General features: G+C 52.0%; 17 protein-coding genes and 1 pseudogene. 5 read left to right on the top strand and 13 right to left on the bottom strand.

Features of this window, described 5'->3' with window-relative positions; translation table 11 throughout:
* Positions 1 to 607: 607 nt before the first annotated feature.
* From cysQ to cysG, 6 genes are read right to left on the bottom strand one after another with little or no spacing between them, the layout of a single operon-like run.
* A complete protein-coding gene (gene cysQ, locus Q4491_RS18030) occupies positions 608 to 1,351 on the bottom strand; it encodes a 3'(2'),5'-bisphosphate nucleotidase CysQ (RefSeq protein WP_192017799.1) in 744 nt (247 codons plus the stop codon).
* 15 nt (positions 1,352 to 1,366) lie between these two features.
* A complete protein-coding gene (gene cysC, locus Q4491_RS18025; protein WP_192017798.1) occupies positions 1,367 to 1,984 on the bottom strand; it encodes an adenylyl-sulfate kinase in 618 nt (205 codons plus the stop codon).
* Between the two features lie 24 nt (positions 1,985 to 2,008).
* A complete protein-coding gene (locus tag Q4491_RS18020) occupies positions 2,009 to 3,736 on the bottom strand; it encodes an SLC13 family permease (RefSeq protein ID WP_303459587.1) in 1,728 nt (575 codons plus the stop codon).
* Between the two features lie 5 nt (positions 3,737 to 3,741).
* Complete coding sequence (gene cysN / locus Q4491_RS18015; RefSeq protein ID WP_192017796.1) at positions 3,742 to 5,166, bottom strand: sulfate adenylyltransferase subunit CysN; 1,425 nt, start codon at positions 5,164 to 5,166, stop codon at positions 3,742 to 3,744.
* 11 nt (positions 5,167 to 5,177) lie between these two features.
* Entirely contained in the window at positions 5,178 to 6,086 is a 909-nt protein-coding gene (gene cysD, locus Q4491_RS18010) for a sulfate adenylyltransferase subunit CysD (RefSeq protein WP_192017795.1), read from the bottom strand.
* Positions 6,087 to 6,099: 13 nt separating this feature from the next.
* On the bottom strand, positions 6,100 to 7,512 hold the full coding sequence (gene cysG / locus Q4491_RS18005; protein WP_192017794.1) for a siroheme synthase CysG: 1,413 nt from the start codon (positions 7,510 to 7,512) through the stop codon (positions 6,100 to 6,102).
* Between the two features lie 396 nt (positions 7,513 to 7,908).
* On the opposite strand from cysG, the pseudogene Q4491_RS18000 reads away from it, so the two are divergent.
* From Q4491_RS18000 to Q4491_RS17990, 3 genes and pseudogenes are all read left to right on the top strand, one after another.
* Positions 7,909 to 9,850 (top strand): annotated as a pseudogene (locus tag Q4491_RS18000) (bifunctional 2',3'-cyclic-nucleotide 2'-phosphodiesterase/3'-nucleotidase).
* 97 nt (positions 9,851 to 9,947) lie between these two features.
* A complete protein-coding gene (locus Q4491_RS17995; RefSeq protein ID WP_303459583.1) occupies positions 9,948 to 10,520 on the top strand; it encodes a Crp/Fnr family transcriptional regulator in 573 nt (190 codons plus the stop codon).
* A gap of 76 nt (positions 10,521 to 10,596) precedes the next feature.
* Positions 10,597 to 11,061 (top strand): GNAT family N-acetyltransferase, encoded by a 465-nt coding sequence (locus Q4491_RS17990; protein ID WP_192017791.1) that lies wholly within the window; start codon positions 10,597 to 10,599, stop codon positions 11,059 to 11,061.
* Positions 11,062 to 11,069: 8 nt separating this feature from the next.
* Here Q4491_RS17990 and Q4491_RS17985 read toward each other — a convergent pair whose 3' ends face one another.
* A complete protein-coding gene (locus tag Q4491_RS17985; RefSeq protein ID WP_303459579.1) occupies positions 11,070 to 11,777 on the bottom strand; it encodes a LysM-like peptidoglycan-binding domain-containing protein in 708 nt (235 codons plus the stop codon).
* Between the two features lie 137 nt (positions 11,778 to 11,914).
* Here Q4491_RS17985 and Q4491_RS17980 point away from each other — a divergent pair, with 137 nt between their 5' ends.
* Both Q4491_RS17980 and Q4491_RS17975 read left to right on the top strand, forming a co-directional pair.
* Positions 11,915 to 12,535, top strand: coding sequence for an FKBP-type peptidyl-prolyl cis-trans isomerase (locus Q4491_RS17980; RefSeq protein ID WP_192017789.1), 621 nt, complete (start codon positions 11,915 to 11,917; stop codon positions 12,533 to 12,535).
* Between the two features lie 173 nt (positions 12,536 to 12,708).
* On the top strand, positions 12,709 to 13,197 hold the full coding sequence (locus Q4491_RS17975; RefSeq protein ID WP_237584192.1) for a DUF2780 domain-containing protein: 489 nt from the start codon (positions 12,709 to 12,711) through the stop codon (positions 13,195 to 13,197).
* Positions 13,198 to 13,340: 143 nt separating this feature from the next.
* Here the strand turns inward: Q4491_RS17975 and Q4491_RS17970 are convergent, their stop codons facing one another.
* From Q4491_RS17970 to pspG, 6 genes are all read right to left on the bottom strand, one after another.
* Positions 13,341 to 14,102, bottom strand: a complete 762-nt coding sequence (locus Q4491_RS17970) for a phosphoadenylyl-sulfate reductase (RefSeq protein WP_237796211.1) — start codon at positions 14,100 to 14,102, stop codon at positions 13,341 to 13,343.
* Complete coding sequence (gene cysI / locus Q4491_RS17965; RefSeq protein WP_192017787.1) at positions 14,095 to 15,786, bottom strand: assimilatory sulfite reductase (NADPH) hemoprotein subunit; 1,692 nt, start codon at positions 15,784 to 15,786, stop codon at positions 14,095 to 14,097. Before cysI ends, Q4491_RS17970 begins: the two co-directional genes overlap by 8 nt.
* Entirely contained in the window at positions 15,786 to 17,606 is a 1,821-nt protein-coding gene (locus Q4491_RS17960; RefSeq protein ID WP_237796213.1) for an assimilatory sulfite reductase (NADPH) flavoprotein subunit, read from the bottom strand. Before Q4491_RS17960 ends, cysI begins: the two co-directional genes overlap by 1 nt.
* 166 nt (positions 17,607 to 17,772) lie before the next feature.
* Positions 17,773 to 18,006: a thymidylate kinase gene (locus Q4491_RS17955; RefSeq protein WP_192017785.1), complete on the bottom strand. Its 234-nt coding sequence runs from the start codon at positions 18,004 to 18,006 to the stop codon at positions 17,773 to 17,775.
* Positions 18,007 to 18,117: 111 nt separating this feature from the next.
* Positions 18,118 to 18,774, bottom strand: a complete 657-nt coding sequence (locus Q4491_RS17950) for a TIGR04219 family outer membrane beta-barrel protein (RefSeq protein ID WP_192017784.1) — start codon at positions 18,772 to 18,774, stop codon at positions 18,118 to 18,120.
* 129 nt (positions 18,775 to 18,903) lie between these two features.
* Positions 18,904 to 19,155 (bottom strand): envelope stress response protein PspG, encoded by a 252-nt coding sequence (gene pspG / locus Q4491_RS17945; protein WP_192017783.1) that lies wholly within the window; start codon positions 19,153 to 19,155, stop codon positions 18,904 to 18,906.
* Between the last annotated feature and the right edge of the window lie 187 nt (positions 19,156 to 19,342).

The following is a 19,342-nucleotide window of genomic DNA, read 5'->3' as shown; positions in this document are numbered from 1 at the left end:
TCACTGATAAATCTTTTATGACTGTATCATTGTCGAGTGCCCACACAGATTGCATGGTCAAATTGTTAAAGAACGTTGACTCAACGTTATGTCTCGTTGGTCAGGGCTGCGTATTCTACCCAGCATTTTTTCTCAGTCAAGCGTTATTTTTAAAAACTTTTTCAAACACCTTCTTAACTAAGAGCTCACCAAGGATAACTTCTGGTTTTAAACCTTTAGCACCTTTTACTCGGTGAGGGTGCGCATTTTACAAAAACAAAAACGAGTGTCAACCCTGTTTCTCTTTCTTTTTGCGCCACTTTCAGTTCACACAAGTTATTCACAAGTTACCAAGAACTTATTCAAACCCGTGTGTGCCCTGTCAGTGAGGCGGCATTATAGGGGGTTAGCTGAAAGCAGCAAGTGTTTTTTGGTGATTTCATTGCAACCGGCTACCTTTTGCTCTGAAACTGATAAAAAACACAAAAAAACAGCCAAAACAGGCATGGGACAGACAAGATAAAGAAACAGAGACTCAGAGGAGAGCGTAGCAACCGAGGAAACGATCAGCTCAACCTACTAGAGCAGAAGAGCAACCCGTCGGGTTACCCCGACGGCATAAAAGCATTTACTTACAGCTAACCAGGAAAGAAGGGTTCAGCAACTCTTCCCTGTGATATTGCAGTGGCTCTTGATTAAATAAGGTGACGGATGCACCTGCACTTTCTGCTATACACTGACCGGCAGCGGTATCCCACATCATGGTTGGCCCTAAACGTGGGTAGAATTGCGCCCTTCCTTCTGCGACCAGACAAAATTTCAGGGATGACCCGACCTCAGTCATCTTGTGCTGACCCAACTTATTGAGAAAGTCAGCCATGTCCGGACTTGGATGAGAACGGCTCCCCACCACGGTCGGCACTGTTGCTTCTCTCACTCGGATTGGTTCCCGACCAGCCTTGGTTTGCAGCCAGGCTTTATTACCGTCTCCCAGCCAGGTTTTACCCAAAGCAGGAGCATGCACTATGGCAAGCACGGGCCTGCCTTCCTTAATCAAGGCAATGTTAACCGTAAACTCACCGTTTTTCCGAAGAAACTCTTTTGTTCCATCAAGCGGATCCACCAGCCAGAATGATTGCCAGTGCTGACGGTCACGCCATTCAGTATGAGCAGATTCCTCAGAGAGAATTGGGATATCGGGCGTAAGCTGTAATAAATGGCGGACTATCACCGCATTGGCAGCCAGGTCAGCTTCAGTGACCGGGCTCTTGTCCGCTTTTTCTTCAACCCGGACATTGCTGTGATAGCAGTCCATGATGGTTTGCCCTGCTTCCAGTGCAACCTGATAGAGAGACTCCAGTAGTGCGCTCACGCTGTACTCCTTGTCTTAAATAATGTGACGCTGTTTTAATGCTTCCACGCACAGAGTCACCAGCTCATCAACCGATGCGTTGCCCGCTTGCAGATGAATCTCTGGATTCGCCGGCGGCTGATATTCAGAATCAATGCCGGTAAAGTCTTTAATCTCTCCCGCTCTGGCTTTCTTATACAGGCCCTTAGGATCGCGCTTTTCACATTCTGCCAGAGGTGTATCCACGAAGACTTCAATGAACTCTCCCTCAGGCAGGAGTTCACGAACCAACTGACGCTCAGTTCTATGGGGAGAGATAAACGCGGTCAGCACAATGAGACCAGCATCAGCCATCAGCTTAGCCATTTCCCCGATACGTCGAATGTTTTCCTTACGATCCTCAGCAGAGAAACCCAGATCCTTGCACAGGCCATGGCGAACATTATCGCCATCCAGCAGATAAGTATGGAAGCCCTGTTCAGCCAGGCGATTTTCCAACGCCCCGGCCACCGTCGATTTGCCGGCACCGCTCAACCCGGTAAACCACAGCACGCAGGGTCTCTGATTTTTTAACTGAGCACGCTGTGCTTTATCGGTCTGGTGATTGTGCCAGACCACGTTTTCATTTTCATGGGGTTGAACGACAGCGGTCATTTTACACTCCGTTGCTATAACACATTAAAAAGGAAAGAACTGCGGGATCAGGGCTAATACAACCACTGAGTACATCACGGAAAACGGCAACCCGATCCGTAGATAATCTCGCAACTTATAGTTGCCTACGGTGTAAACGAGCAAATTCGTCTGATAACCATAAGGTGAAATAAAACTGGCACTGGCACCAAACAGCACCGCCATAATAAAGGGCATAGGATCGACCCCATAGCTCAGTGCCAGACTGTACGCTAAAGGGAAAGACAAGGCTGCCGCAGCATTGTTCGTCACCAGCTCAGTCATCAGCAAGGTCAACAGATACACGGCCACTAACCCGCCGTAGACGCCCCAGCCATTAAAGGATGTCATCATGATATTGCCCATCTGCTCAGACAGGCCGCTGGCAAGCATCAGTTGAGCCAGTGATAATGCCGAGCCAACAATCACCACTATATCAATTGGAAAACGGCGGCGAATTTCGGCAAAGCTGATGATACCGGTTGCCAGCAACAACAAAAGATAACCGGCCAGTCCTTTGATCAGAGGTAAAGCATCCAGCAGGCCCGCGGTAATCACAGCAACAAAACCGCCCAGCACGGCCATGCTCTTGGTGCTATCCAGCCGGGCGCTGGAGTCCAGACCATTGATCAGGACAAATTCACGATTTAACGTCTGCTTTTTCTCATGAAACGTTTTGCCGGGCACAATCACCAGAGTATCACCAGGATGCAGTTCAATATTACCCAGTCCGCCGGCCAGACGTTCATGGCCGCGACGGATCGCCACCACCACAGCATCAAAACGTTCGCGGAACTGCACGCTTTTCAGCGTTTTACCCCGAATACCGGCAGAATGACTGACCACCACTTCCATCATGGACTGCCCATTGAGGTGGTGCTGGCCAAATAACCTCAGTCCGTCGATTTCCTGTAAGGTCGTGACACTTTCGATATCGCCACAGAACAGCAGACTGTCGCCGGCCCGCAATACCGTCTCGGGACACACAGGTGCAATCGTCTTGCCGTCACGAATGATTTCTGCAAGAAACAAGCGGCGCAGTGCCCGTAAGCCATTTTCAGCAACCGACTTGCCAACCAGCGATGAGGTCGGCTCTATTTTGGCTTCCAGAAAGTAAGGCAGTTCATCCTGGCTGCTGTCATCGTAATTGGGTAGAAAGTGGCTGAGGGGGATCAAAAACACCAGCCCGACCAGCAACACCGCCAGTCCAATCATTGAAGGCGCAAAAAAGCCCAGGCTGGGTAACCCGGCATCTTCGACAAAGCTGTTTACAATCAGATTGGTCGAGGTACCAATCAGGGTCAGCGTACCGCCTAATATCGCGGTGTAGGACAGTGGTATTAACAAACGAGACGGCGCATGGCGCTGATTACGCTTTACTGCGCCAATCAAGGACACCACCACTGCCGTGTTATTGGTAAAGGAAGACAGGAAAGCCGTCGACAGGCCAAGTTTGGCCACCACAGACGTTTGTCCTCCCTGAGAAATTTGGCGCCCGACCCAACTGATCAGGCGCGTTTTTTCAAGAGCAATGGAAACAAGGATCAGCAGGACCAGGGTCAGCAACGACGCGTTGGTGAAGTTACCCGCCAAAGTTGACAGCTCTATCATCCCGGTTTGAAAACCAATAAAGGCTGTACCTGCAAACAGATAGGCAGGTTTGATTCTGGTGGTGATCAAACAGGTTATGATCACCACCAGCATCGCCAGTACCAGAGCTTGTTCCCATGCCATCGGCATTACCCCAGCAACTTACTGAGATCTTTGGCACCCCAGTGCGGGAAGTGCTTACGGACCAGCGCGTTGAGCTCAACCTCAAAGGCGCTGTATGCCTGCTGAGACGGGGCGGATTCCGTCAGCGCCTCACGCACCATGCCGGCACCCACAGTCACATTGGTCAGGCGGTCAATCAGAATAAAACCACCGGTATCGGCACAATTCTGGTATGAATCGATCGCGATAGACTCATTGAGCACCACTTCGCACAGTCCAATGCCGTTGAGAGGCAGCACATCGGTGGCAAAGGTGTCCAGGTTATTAATATCAACCTGATGGCGAATCGCACTAACCGAGCCGAGCGTTTTCTTGCCCGCCACTTTGATATCGTACTGACGACCGGTTTCCAGTGGTGCTTCAGCCATCCAGACAATGTCAGCCAGTAGCTGATTGCTGAGTGCAACGTCGTCACCAGCATGAACGATAGTGTCACCGCGGCTGATATCAATCTCATCGTTCAGGGTCAGCGTAATTGCCTGCCCGGAATGAGCCTGAGCCAGATCACCGTCGAAAGTCACAATACGGGCAACCGTTGACGATTTACCCGATGGCAACACTTTCACCGCATCTCCGACAGTCACAGTGCCCGAGGCCAGCGTGCCTGCAAAGCCGCGGAAGTCCAGATTCGGGCGATTAACATATTGCACAGGAAAGCGTAATTCACCGTCCACTTTTTTGTTGATTTCCACACTTTCCAGCAAAGACAGCAGCGGCTCGCCTTCATACCAGGGTGTCAGCTCACTGGCGGTGACGACATTGTCGCCTTCCAGTGCCGACAGCGGAACCAATTGGATATTGATGTCAGCATTGAGCTTTTTGGCAAACGCCAGATAATCATCCCGGATCTGCTCGAAGCGGGCCTGCTCAAAACCGACCAGATCCATCTTGTTGACGGCCACCACAAACTGGCGAATCCCCAGCAGGCTGGCAATGTAAGAGTGACGACGGGTCTGATCCAACACGCCTTTACGGGCATCAATCAGAATCACAGCCACATCACAGGTAGAGGCGCCTGTCGCCATGTTGCGGGTGTACTGCTCATGCCCCGGGGTGTCGGCAATGATGAACTTGCGTTGCTGAGTCGAGAAATAACGGTAAGCCACATCAATAGTGATGCCCTGCTCACGTTCCGCTTGCAGACCGTCAACCAGCAAGGCCAGATCCGGCTTACTGCCAGTGGTGCCCACTTTCTGACTGTCAGCGTGAATAGCGGCCAGTTGATCTTCATAAATTTGCTGTGAATCGTGCAGCAGACGGCCAATCAGCGTACTTTTGCCGTCATCCACTGAACCACAGGTCAGGAACCGAAGCAGAGACTTGTTCTGGTGCTGATCCAGATAAGCTTCAATGCCCAGCTCAGCTACTTGTTGTTGAATTGCGCTGTTCATGTCCCGACTCCTTAGAAATAACCCTGACGTTTCTTCAATTCCATGGATCCCGACTGATCGTGGTCGATCGCCCGTCCCTGACGCTCACTGGAGGTAGCCACCAGCATTTCTTCAATGATCTCAGGCAAGGTTTTGGCCTCAGATTCAATTGCACCGGTCAGCGGGTAACAGCCCAAGGTACGGAAGCGTACGCTCTTGTGTTCAATTTGCTCACCCGGACGCAGCTTCATGCGGTCATCATCCACCATGATCAGCATGCCGTCGCGATCAACCACAGGACGTTCCTGTGACAGGTAGAGCGGCACAATATCGATGCCTTCCAGGTAGATGTATTGCCAGATATCCAGCTCGGTCCAGTTCGACAGCGGGAACACTCGGATGCTCTCGCCTTTGTTGATCTGGCCGTTATAGGTCTTCCACAACTCAGGGCGCTGGTTTTTCGGATCCCAGGTGTGGTTCTTGTCGCGGAAAGAATACACGCGCTCTTTGGCACGGGATTTCTCTTCGTCACGACGGGCGCCGCCGAATGCGGCGTCGAAACCGTACTGGTTCAGTGCCTGCTTCAGGCCCTGGGTTTTCATAATATCGGTATGCTTTGACGAGCCATGCTCGAACGGGCTGATACCCATCGCCATGCCTTCCGGGTTTTTATGCACCAGCAGGTCAAAACCGTATTTCTTCGCTGTCGCATCGCGAAACTCGATCATTTCGCGGAATTTCCAGTCGGTATCGACATGCAGCAGCGGAAAAGGAATTTTCCCCGGATAAAAGGCTTTACGGGCCAGATGCAGCATCACCGATGAATCTTTACCGATGGAGTACATCATCACAGGGTTATCAAACTCAGCGGCCACTTCACGGATGATATGAATACTCTCCGCTTCGAGCTGCTTAAGGTGGGTAAGGCGTTTCGGATCCATCTTTCTCTCCATGTTAAGCCAGGCTCACGACAGCGGGGTGTGGTTGCCCTTGTTGTTCCTGCTTTCCGAACCAATGTAATTTATCCGCAAGAGTCACCACTTCACCCACCACGATGAGTGACGGCGATTCTGCATTCTCTGCCAGTTGAGCCAGCTCGCTCAGTTGGCCTCTGAAGACTTTTTGCGATGCCTGCGTGCCGCGCTCGATAATCGCAATCGGCGTTTCTGCAGCGCGGCCATGCTGAATCAGTTGTTGCTGGATGTGGCTTGATTTCATCAGCCCCATGTAAATCACCAGCGTCTGCTTACCGCGTGCCAGTGTAGACCAGTCGAGATTGTCGCTGTCCGGCTTGGTATGACCGGTAATAAACATGGCACTTTGTGCATGATCTCTGTGTGTCAGGGGAATTCCGGCATAGGCCGTCGCGCCAGCTGCGGCGGTAATGCCCGGCACAACCTGGAACGGGATACCGGCATCAAACAGCACTTCCAGCTCTTCTGCTCCGCGGCCGAAAATGAAAGGATCACCGCCTTTCAGGCGAACCACCCGTTTGCCCTGACTGGCGTATTCCACCAGCAGGCGGTTAGTTTCTTCCTGCGGCACACTGTGATAACCGGCGCGTTTACCAACACAGACCAGCTCCGCATCACGGCGTACCAGATCCATGATGTCGTCCGATACCAGATAGTCATACAGCACCACATCGGCCTGCTGCATTAATTGCAATGCACGCAGGGTCAGCAAACCGGCGTCGCCGGGGCCGGAACCAATCAGTGCAACCTGGCCCTGGGTAGTCACCTGCTGGGACTGGCGAATCAATTCCTGCTCGGCTTCTTTATCTTGCCCGGCGGCAACCAGCTCGGCGAAACGGCCGTCAAATGCCTGCTCCCAGAACAGACGGCGGGCAGACAGGCTTTTCACCGTATTCTTCAGGCGATCGCGAAACTGGCCTGCCAGCGTCGCCATTTTACCAAGATGCTGAGGCAGCAAGGCTTCCAGCTTCTCACGGACCAGACGCGCCAGTACCGGCGCTTTGCCAGAAGATGAAATAGCCACAATAAGAGGAGAGCGATCAACAATCGATGGCACGATGAAACTGCAACGCTGGGTATCATCCACCACATTCACCAGCACCTGTCGCTGATTTGCCGACTGGTACACCAGAGCATTGATGGCTTTGCGATCGGTGGCAGCGATAGCCAGAAAGATACCGTCAAGGTGTTCTGGCATAAAATGCTCAGCAAGAAGAGTAATGTCACCGTTATCTGCCGCCTGCAGAAAATCGGCATTGAGCTCAGGAGCAATGACACGAACATCGGCACCGGCTTTAAGCAGCATCCGGGTTTTACGCCAGGCCACTTCTCCACCGCCTACTACCAGGCATGGGCGACGCTTTAAATCGGCAAAAATAGGTAAATAGTCCATAGTCACTGCTCTTACTCTCTGTACGTAACAGCACTATAGACGGGGCAAGTTATTACCTGAAATTCTAAAATTTCATTTTTTATTCCCAAAAGTTTAGCTTGGCCGACTTAACCACCTTGCGGGAACAATCCTTCCTGATATCTCAGCAAATCGCCCCTAACACCGTATAAAACAATCACTTTTCCGGTTTTTATCCATTAAAAATAGCTTATCTTATGCCTTTAAGATCTAACTCTTTCGCCCGTCCGCATACCTGAATACAGTGGCTCGAGAAAGAAACCTAATGCAGAGCAAGGAAGCGCACTCAGGTCACATATCTGACAAGCTCTTGCATTTCATTAACAGTATTTTTGCTACTTTTAGCGCGTAACTTACTCCATTAATGACGGTGAAATCATGTCTTTAAGAGCAAAACCACTTTCACTTGCCATACTGGGCGCACTGCTGGCAGCAGCAGACCCGGCACTGGCAGACACCATTCAACTGCGCATTCTTGAAACCACCGACATTCACGCCAATGTCATGGACTACGACTACTACAAAGATAAAGCCACCGAGAAAACCGGGCTGGTCCGTACCGCCACCTTAATCGAGCAAGCCAGGCGCGAAGTCACTAACAGTGTGCTGGTTGATAACGGCGATCTGATTCAGGGCAGCCCGATGGGTGACTACATGGCAGCGAAAGGTCTGGCAGACGGTGATGTTCACCCTGTCTATAAAGCCATGAACCCACTTGATTATAGGTAACCATGAATTCAATTACGGGCTGGATTTCCTGCAAGCGGCATTAAAAGGCGCAAACTTCCCCTATATCAATGCCAATGTCTACGACCTCAGGACGGGGGAAAACCTCTTTACCCCTTATCTGATTAAAACCTATCGCCTGAAAGATACCGACGGCACAGAGCATGAGGTAAAGATCGGCTACATCGGCTTTGTGCCGCCGCAAATCATGACCTGGGATAAAAAGAATCTGGAAGGCAAGATGAGCGCCAGAGACATCAAGCAAACCGCAGACTATTTCGTGCCTAAGATGAAAGCCGAAGGCGCCGATATCATAGTCGCGATTCCGCATTCAGGCGTGTCTGCCGATCCTTACCATGCCATGGCGAAAAACTCGGTTTATTACCTGACAGAAGTGAAAGGCATAGATGCAATCGCCTTCGGCCATGCCCACGCTGTCTTCCCGAGCCAAACCTTTGCCAACCTGCCCAATACGGACATAGAAAAAGGTACTATCAATGGTGTCGCGGCTGTGATGCCCGGCCGTTGGGGCGATCATCTGGGGGTGATCGATCTGGAGCTGACCCGGCAAGATGGCAAGTGGATAGTGACTGAGCGTCAAACCCAGGCTCGCCCGATATTTGCCGACGGCAAAGCGCAGGTAGCGGCGGACAGTAAACTGGTCGCAGCCGTGATGGAGGATCACAAGGGGACACGTGAATTTGTCAACCAGCCGATCGGTAAAGCCAGTGACGTGATGTACAGCTATCTTGCGCTGGTACAGGATGATCCGACCGTACAGATTGTGAACCTGGCACAGAAAGATTACGTGGAGCGCTTTATTCAGGGCGACCCGGATCTAGACGGCCTGCCGGTACTGTCGGCTGCCGCCCCGTTCAAGGCAGGCGGGCGGGCTAACGATCCGGGCAACTACACCGAAGTGGAAGCCGGCCAGCTGACCTTTCGTAACGCAGCCGACCTGTACCTGTATCCAAACACCCTGGTGGCGCTGAAAGTGACAGGTAAAGAAGTCAAAGAGTGGCTGGAGTGCTCTGCCGGACAATTTAACCAGATCGATCTCAGCTCAGGCGCGCCACAGTCACTGATCAACTGGGAAGACTTCCGCACCTATAACTTCGACGTGATTGACGGTGTTCAGTATCAGGTGGATGTCTCTCAGCCCGCCCGTTACGACGGTGACTGTAAGCTCATCAACCCGGCATCCGAACGGATCCAGCAATTAACCTATCAGGGCAAAGCCATAGATCCGGCCCAGCCCTTCATCATCGCAACTAACAATTACCGCGCTTACAGTGCCAAGTTTGCCGGGACGGGTGAGCAATTCATCGCCTTTGCAGCACCGGATGAAAACCGCACCGTGCTGGCCAGTTACATCAGCCGGGTAAGTAAAGACGACGGGCAAGTTGTACCGAGTGCCGACAATAACTGGCGCTTTGCCCCGCTCAGGAGCACAACGCAACTGGACATCCGCTTTGAGACCTCACCGAGCGACAAAGCGGCATCCTTTATCAAAGACAAAGGTCAGTATCCGATGAAACAAGTCAATACAGATGCTGCCGGCTTTGCAATTTACCGGATTGACCTGCAACACTGATTTCAAACCATACAAACGATATCCCAATACCGCGGCCTGTGGTCGCGGTATTTTTTGGTAAGCTAGATATAGATGACTTCAACAACGACAGAACACTATGACCTCACCACTCGCGCAATTTCTGGCCCTGCACGGTGCCGATCAGGCCACTATCGATCAGGCACTGTCACTGGCCGAACCGTTAGAACTGCCTACCCGGCATGTGCTGATCAATCAGGGAGAACTGGCAACACAGGCGTATTTTCTGATTGATGGCCTGTGCCATGCCTGTTACATCACCGGAGACGGTAAAACCATCAGCAAAGATTTCTTCTGGGAACAGGATCTGCTGATTGGCTTTGAAAGCCTGCTGACCGACGAGGGATCGCCCTATCTGCTGGAAACCTTGTCACCCTGCCTGATCCAGACCCTACCAGCAGAGCTGATTCTTCGCTGGCGCGATGACCATCCAGCCCTGTATATGGCCCTGGCCGAGAGGCAATTGCTGTTCCGGGAACAAAAAGAGCAGTTCATGCGCCTGTACAGCCCGGCACGACGCTACGCCCTGTTCACTGACAGCATCGATGAGCTGGCAACACACATCACTGCGCCACAACTGGCATCGTTTCTAAACCTGTCACTGAGCCAGCTGGACAGCCTGCAGCGTCATCTGGCCGCGTCAGGAAAATAAACGCCGGTTGCGATATCTCATCGCGCATTTTATGCTGGTACTCAGGTACAGAAGCCGTAGTAAAAGGACACAATCAATGCAGTGGCAATGCCTTCGTTTTGATCAGCTCAGCACTGATCAACTATATGACATCATGAAACTCAGGGTGGATGTGTTCGTGGTTGAACAGAACTGCCCGTATCCGGAACTCGACGGCCACGACAAAGCTCAGGGTGTGCATCATTTAGTCGCTTATGACAATGGCACTCTGATGGCTTATCTGCGGTTATTACCGCCAGGCACAACCTACGACAATGTCAGTATCGGACGGGTGATCACCGCTGAAGCAGCGCGCGGGAAAGGGATGGGAAGTGTCTTGCTCACCCATGGGCTGGCGTACGCAGAACAACTGTGGCCGGGGCAGGACATTGACATCGGCGCACAGTCGCACTTACAGAGTTATTACGGGCGCTTTGGCTTTGAGCCAAGCTCTGACGAATACCTGGAAGACGGCATTCCCCACATTGATATGCGGCTGACGAAAACTCCGGCAACCGCCTGATTAATCCATTACTTACCGCGGGCAAAACTACCGTCAGAGCGGCGGAAAAACATCACAGGATCGCCACCGCGGCTCTCAATCTGCAGGACATCCAGATCCCCATTGGCCAGTTGTTTGTAACGCAATAACTGGCCAGATTTAATGTAACTGAGGGGTTTGTCTTTACCTTCAATCGCAGCAATGGCGTACAGATCAGTCAGAGGTAACGACTTGGCACGAAAGATGGTCGCCAGGGTTTCGCCTTTTTTGACTTCATAATTTATCCAGTTTTCAGCAGAAGCTGGCTGCCGGGGCGTTGTCGTCGCTGAAGTTGACGAAGATGTCACCGCGGTTGGCGACGCCACAGATTTGATGATTGCCGGACGAGGCGGCGATGCCGGCTCTGGGCGCTGGTCGACAGGTAAACGCGCGGGCTCATCCAGGTTCAGCGCCACTTCCTGACGCACAGGCTCGCTGCCGGAGATAGTAGGTTCTGGCTCTGAAGCCGGCAGCAGGAACAGCACAACCACCACAGGGATCAGTACCAGTAAGGCTTTGCGATGAAACCCTGGTAACAGTTGCCAGTAGGGCTGCACCCTCAGTCGGGCCTTCTGCCATTGTGTCTGGCCTGCTTCACGCCAGTTCAGTTGGCTGAGCCGGGTTTTCCATTCCGTCAGCGACACCTGTGTCAGGGCCGGGGCCGATTTCTTCCGGTTACGGCGTTTCGCTTGTCCCATAACAACTACTCTCCATCACTCTGCGCCAAAACTTCAGGGTCACGCTTTGATGCGACCTCTGTTCACAAAAGTTTACCCCTGAGGGTTGAAACTGTTATCCTGCCCGCTTAATTCACTCGACATAAAGAGACGACACTATGTCTGACGTTAAACTAGATACAGTTGAAACTAAAGCGAGCTACGGTATTGGTCTGCAAATGGGCCAGCAACTGGCTCAAAGTGGCCTGGAAGGCCTGAACGTTGCTGCCATTGCCAAAGGCATCGCCACCTCGCTGACTGGCGACATGCCAGAAATCGCTGTAGACGACATCAACGACGCACTGCGTGATCTGCACACCCGCGCAGAAGAAGCTCGTCAAGTACAAGCTCAAGCTGCTGCTGCTGAAGGTGAAGCCTTCCTCAAAGATAACGCACTGCGCCCAGAAGTAACAGTAACCGAATCTGGTCTTCAGTACGAAGTTCTGGTTGAAGGTAACGGCGAAATCCCAACGTCTGACAAGCAAGTACGTGTTCACTACCACGGCCAACTGACTGACGGCACTGTATTCGACAGTTCAGTATCACGTGGTCAGCCAGCAGAATTCCCGGTCACCGGCGTTATCGCAGGTTGGGTAGAAGCTCTGCAAATGATGCCTGTCGGTTCTAAGTGGAAATTGTATATTCCACAAAACCTGGCATACGGTGAGCGTGGCGCTGGTGCTGCCATCCCACCTTTCGCTGCACTTGTTTTCGAAGTTGAGCTGCTGGACATCCTGTAAGTCCTGCCGCCCTTCTGAAAAACGGTGCTTCGGCACCGTTTTTTTGTCTCATATCAGCAACATACCCTGACAATAACCTGACAAACGCCCTCTTTTATCTTTTCCAGACTACGCTTAGAGTAGCTTACGGCTTCCCCACGGGAAAACCTCATAACGATTCTAAGGAGAACACTATGACCCGAGCTCTACTCCAACGCTGCTGGCTGGTTGCAATGCCATTACTGGCCAGTCTGGCCCTTAGCCCTGCCGCCCATGCTTTTAGCCTTTCCGACTTATTCGGCGGCGGTGACGATAAAATGGAAGCGCTGGCCGACAACCCCCTCGCCAGTATGCTGACCGATCAACTCGGTGTCAGCACCGAACAGGCAGCGGGCGGTGCCGGTGCACTGCTGTCCATGGCGGCCAGCCAGTTAAGCGGCGATCAGGCCACCGAGCTGACCAAGCTGATCCCAGGTTCAGAAAACCTGATGGACGCCATTCCTGCCGGACTGGGCGGCATGCTGAATAACATGGACGCCCTCGGCCCGGTATTCACCGCATTAGGGTTAGATGCCGGCATGATCAGTCAGTTCGTTCCTATCATCACACAATTTCTGGGCACCCAGGGCGCCAGTGCCGGGCTGATTGATACCCTGACCAAAATCTGGACACCAGCCAGCTGACCAATAACCTGATACCGGGCAGCGAGCGTAACGATTTCACCTTTTTCGGCTGTCAGCCTCAGGTCAATTTTCTGATTACCAATAAAAAAACCTGACCGGTTTCCCGATCAGGTTTTTTATTTCCACAATGTAAAGCTGTCGGATTAGATGCCTGAACCGTCGCTCTCTGCATCATCCTCATGCAGACCACATTCCCGCTTCAGACCGAAGAAACGCGTTTCTTCTTCTTTCATGCCCGGTTCCCACTTCACTGTGGTGTGGACATCACCGACAGAACGATAGCCTTGGGCCAGCAATGGATGATAAGGCAAATCGTATTTCAGCAGGTATTCATCAATGTCCTGTTCTGACCAATCGATCAGCGGCAAGAATTTGAATTTACCATTCTGAATAGCCAGTACCGGCAAGGTTGCACGGGAGGACGACTGCTCCCGGCGCAGGCCAGAGAACCAGGTTTTCACCTCCAGCTCTTCCAGTGCGCGGCGCATCGGCTCAACCTTGTTCATTTTGTTGTACTGCTTAATACCATCAACGCCCTGAGTCCACAGCTGGCCGTAGCGTGCTTCCTGCCAGGCCGGACTGAGCTCTGAGCGATACACCTTCAGATTCAGATCCAGCCGCTCGGTCAGAAAGTCGACAAACTGATAGGTTTCAGGGAACAGGTATCCCGTGTCCGTCAGAATCACAGGCACATTAGGTGACTCCTGAGTCACCAGATGCAGCATGACCGCAGACTGGATACCAAAGCTGGAAGCCAACGCAAAGTTGCCATCCAGAAATTCCAGCGCCCAGCGAACCCGCTCCTGGGCTGTCATCTGCTCCAGCTCGGCGTTAATTTCCGCCAGCCGAAGGATCTGCTCCACTTTGGTGGCACTCAGCAAATCCGCCAACGCATATTTAGGCATAAAAATCCCTCACAGAGACTTCAACAGGGGCAATAATTCCGCTACGGATAGTAAAGTCACCAAAGCCCTCACCGTCTTCACGCTCTTTCGCCCAGCGGCCCACCAGTTGATCCAGTTCCGTCATGATTTCATCAACAGTGATATTTTCACGGTACATCTTAGGAATGCGTGTCCCGTTAATATTGCCGCCAAGGTGCAGGTTATAACGACCCGGAGCTTTACCCACCAGACCAATTTCCGCCAGCATGGCGCGTCCGCAGCCATTCGGACAGCCGGTCACGCGCAAAATAACGTGCTCGTCTTTGTCCAGACCGTGTTTCTCCAGCAGACCTTCAAAATCGGTGACAAATTCCGGCAAGAAACGCTCGGCTTCTGCCATCGCCAGCGGACAGGTCGGTAGCGACACACACGCCATTGAATTCTGGCGCTGCACGCTGACAGCGTCATCAATCAAACCGTGCTCGCGGGCGATCTTTTCGATCGTCGCTTTATCTTCTTTGGCCACACCGGCAATGATCAGATTCTGGTTAGATGTCATGCGCAGATCCCCTTTGTGGATCTTGGCAATCTCAGCCACACCGGTTTTCAGCGGTTTACCCGGATAATCCAGAATTCGGCCGTTTTCGATGAACAGCGTCAGGTGGAATTTACCGTCGATGCCATCCACCCAGCCGATACGGTCACCGCGATCAGTGAACTCGTAAGGACGGCTGGCTTCGAAGGTAATGTCGGCACGTTTCTCAACTTCCGCCTTGAAGACATCAACCCCCACACGGTCCAGGGTGTATTTGGTTTTCGCGTTCTTACGGTTAGAGCGGTTACCCCAGTCACGCTGAGTTGTCACCACTGCAGCTGCGACATCCAGCGTTTTGTCCAGTGGTACGAAACCAAAATCATCTGCACGACGCGGATAAGTCGCTGTATCACCGTGTGTCATGGCCAGACCGCCGCCCACCAGCACGTTAAAGCCAATTAGCTGACCGTTTTCGGCAATAGCGACAAAGTTCAGGTCATTCGCATGCACGTCCACATCATTTTGCGGCGGAATCACCACTGTGGTTTTGAATTTACGCGGCAGATAATTCGAGCCCAGGATCGGTTCCTGATCCTGATGCCCTTCCACTTTTTCGCCATCGAGCCAGATTTCCGCATAAGCACGAGTCTGAGGCAGCAGATGTTCACTGATCTTCTTCGCCCAGTCATACGCCTGCTGGTGCAATTCTGACTCCACCGGGTTAGAAGTACACAGCACGTTACGGTTTACGTCACCGGCGGTGGCAATCGAGTCAATGCCATACTCGTTCAGAGTCTGGTGCATCAGCTTAATATTCGGCTTCAGCACACCGTGGAACTGGAATGTCTGGCGGGTAGTCAGACGAATACTGCCGTACATGGTTTTGTCTTGCGCGAATTTATCAATCGCCAGCCATTGTTCCGGCGTGATGATGCCACCCGGCATACGGGCGCGCAGCATGACGTTCTGCAAAGGTTCCAGTTTCTGCTTCTGACGCTCCGGGCGGATATCGCGGTCATCCTGCTGATACATACCGTGGAAACGGATCAGCTGGAAGTTATCAGCCGTAAAGCCACCGGTAATACGATCCTGCAAATCCTGCTCAATGGTCCCGCGCAGAAAGTTACTCTCGCGTTTCAGGCGTTCGTTATCGGACAGTTTCTCAGTCATTAGTACACATCCTTCTGGTAGCGTTTGGCTTTACGCAAATCATTCAAATACAGCTCGGCATCTTCGCGGCTCTTGCCGCCCTGCTGCTCAACAACAGTGATCAGTGCGTCATGCACATCTTTTGCCATCCGGTTGGCATCACCACACACGTAAATATGTGCGCCGTCTTTCAGCCACTGCCAAACTTCTGCCGCATTTTCCAGAATACGGTGCTGGACATACACTTTCTCAGACTGATCGCGGCTGAAAGCCACATCCAGTCTGGTCAAAATGCCGTCTTTCAGGTACTTCTGCCACTCCACCTGATACAGGAAGTCCTGGGTAAAGGTGCGGTCACCAAAGAACAACCAGTTTTTGCCTTCAGCATCACGGTTATCACGCTCCTGCACAAAAGCGCGGAAAGGCGCGATACCTGTGCCCGGACCAATCATGATCACCGGGGTATTATCATCGGCCGGCAGTTTGAAGTTATTGTTATCTTCAACAAACACACGAACATTCGCGCCTTCTTCCAGACGGTGCGACAGGAAGCTGGAAGCACCGCCAAAGCGGCTTTCTTCGCCCTGCTGATATTCCACCAGACCGACAGTCAGGTGCACTTCTTCACCCACTTCTTCCTGGCTGGACGCAATGGAGTACAGGCGCGGCGTCAAACGGCGCAGCAGGCCTTGTAACTGCTCAGTGCTCAGCTGGGTTTTCTTCTCGGCAAAGACATCAATCACCTGAGTGTTCGCCGCGTACTCACGCAGCTTGTCTTTGTCTTCCACCAGCTTCTGCAGCTTCTTACTGCCAGACAGTTCAGCGAACTTGGTCACCAGCTGCGGGTTAGAAGCGGTAATTTCGTATTTGTGAATCAGCGCGTCTTTCAGGCTGTAGGCTTGGCCGTCCACCTCAACGCTTTCATCACCGGACAGACCCACTTTCGCTGCCAGCGCTTCAGCCAGGGCAGGATCATTGTCATACCAGACGCCCAGCGCATCGCCCGGCTGATAAGTCAGGCCGGATTCACCGAGATCGATTTCCACATGGCGGACATCTTTACCGGAATCACGACCGGTAATTTTCTGGCTGACCAGCAGCTCTGCCGCATACGGATTTTGCTTATTGTACTGAGACACAGCCGCCGTCGCGTTTTGCGCCACGTGCAGCTGAACCACTTCGGCATCATTGCCGCCCAGCAGTTCTTCCTTGATGGTCTCTAGCGCTTTAGCGCGCCACTCGGCGGCCGGGGCATCATAATCAACATCACAGTCGATACGATCCACAAAAGGTTTGGCACCCAGCTTACTGAGGTAGCTGTCAAAATCTTTGGCAGTCTGGCAGAAGAATTCATAACTGGAATCCCCCAGGCCCAGCACGGCATAGCTCAGATTCGGCAGCTTAGGCGCACGCTTGGACTGCAGGAATTCATGCAGCTCCATGGCGTCATCCGGCGCTTCACCCTCACCGTGGGTTGAAGCCACTATGATCACATGGGTTTCCTTGGCCAGGTTCTTGCCTTTGTAATCGCCAGAGGCAAACACGTCAGCCTGGATACCAGCCGCAACCGCTTCTTCCTTCAGCGCCTGAGCAACGCCTTTGGCGTTACCCGTCTGCGAAGCATAAATAATGGTAAGTTTGCCAGCCGGTTTCGCTGCCACAGCGGCGATGGGCTGACCGGCAGGCTGATGGCCCGCCGTTTGGGTTTGACTTAATCCCCAGAAATAACCGCTAATCCACGCCAGTTGCTGTGGTGACAGCTCTGCGACTGTCTGTTGCAGCTGACCGATCTGCTGATCATTGAGAGGGCTGGCTAAAGCCGAGAGTTCCTTAAGTAACATGACACGACGATCCCTTTACATTGCGTAAGGGTAGATTAGCTACTCGACGAAATAACAAGAAAGAATAGATAAGAATGTTTTATAACTTTTTGGAAGAGAAAAGCAGGAGGTAAGAAAATTAAGCGGCACAAAGACGCCCAATCCGGGGGATCAGGCGCCACGGCATTCAGAAATGATCGGCAATACGTACCTGATGAAAACCCACTTCAAAAGCACGCTCAGTGGCAGTGTCTATGTCCCGGTAGCACTTTTCACTGCCTGAGCCGTCAGTCAGGGTGACAAAGCCACCACGGCGATGACGAAATTCGACCACCCAGCCGTTGGCCTGTAGTGAAGGTTCAATCACAGCTTCCACTATTTCGCTTTCCGCATACAAACGCTGTAACTCGGTAATTGTCATCTGCCTGATTCCTGCATCAATGCCCACTTTAAAAATGGCCTATAACTCAGCAAACAGGCAACAAAAAAGCCATGCGTTTAGCATGGCTTTAGTTCAGCAGTGATAGGCCAATCAGAAATCGACTTCAACACCGGCAAAAAATCCGTCCAGCTTCACTTTGCTGCCGGCAGGATTATTGATCGCATCAAAATCGTAGTCCATCACACGGTATCCGCCACGCAGATTCAGGTTGGCCGCCACCAAAGGAATGGTGAACTTCATACCTGCTTTAGCATCAAGCGTGCTGGTATCATCGAAGCTGCCAACGTTACCTTCTACAAATACCGCCAGCGGTGTCATAGGAATACCGACTTCAACATTACCGTAAATCGCCGGCTGCCACTCATCATCAAACGTCTGCATGTGACCTTGCGCGTTATACTCGCCGTCGCCGAATTTAATCAGAGACACACCCACATCCACGGCTACCAGATCGTTATCCAGAATCTCGTAATACAGAGTAAAGTCTGTTTGTTTAAATGCCACCGCATCCGCTTCTACATTGGCATAAGCAATACGTGCGTTTGGAATCAGTGGAATAAAATGTTCAAACGAGGCATAAAAAGATGGAATGGTTTTATCGCCACCGTCTACTGCATCGTTAATTTCAGCGCTGCTCATCCAGGCATCCGCGCCTACTGTGCCGCCCAGCAACATATCAGCCTGAGCAGGTACCGCTGCTGCAATTGCCACTGCTACGGCCACTGCTGAAAGCATGTTTTTTTTCATTTCTGAGTCTCCGCTCTTTATCATTGTGCTTTGATTTTTCTGCGCCAGACTATACCAGATGCAATGTAAGAAAACTGCATTTCATCGCCGGGAATCAGGGATTTGGCTCAAGCTCACTTTTTGAACACGCTAATATTTGCGTCTATGCATATCACGTGGCCGCGACGAGCGAATCGACGACTCGCGACGGGCTCCGCGGTACAGCCAGACAGCAACCGCAATCAAAATAATCCATGGCAGCAGTTTAATCACCACACCTAATAAACCCGCCAGCGCCATTACTGCAAAACCGGCCGCTATCGCGATAACCATACCCATCAGGCTGATCCCTGTCATAACCAGCACACCGGCAAACACCAGTAAAAATAAAAACTCTACCATTCCAATCTCTCCCGTCACATCATAGGTAACAGAACCCGTTCTGCCCCTTCCTGCTTCACTGCAGCTTAACTGCAGGTTTCGGGCCAACATTCAGCTACCAAACAAATACTTATTTTTCAGAAAGATACAAAAACGCCGCGTTATCAGCTCGCGGCGTTACAGGCTAAGTTAGCAAATTTGACGATAA

The sequence above is a fragment of the Photobacterium sp. 2_MG-2023 genome (genome assembly GCF_030547675.1).
GTDB lineage: Bacteria > Pseudomonadota > Gammaproteobacteria > Enterobacterales > Vibrionaceae > Photobacterium > Photobacterium arenosum.
The sequence above is the reverse complement of the archived record's forward strand: the minus strand, read 5'-3'. Positions and strand labels throughout refer to the sequence as shown.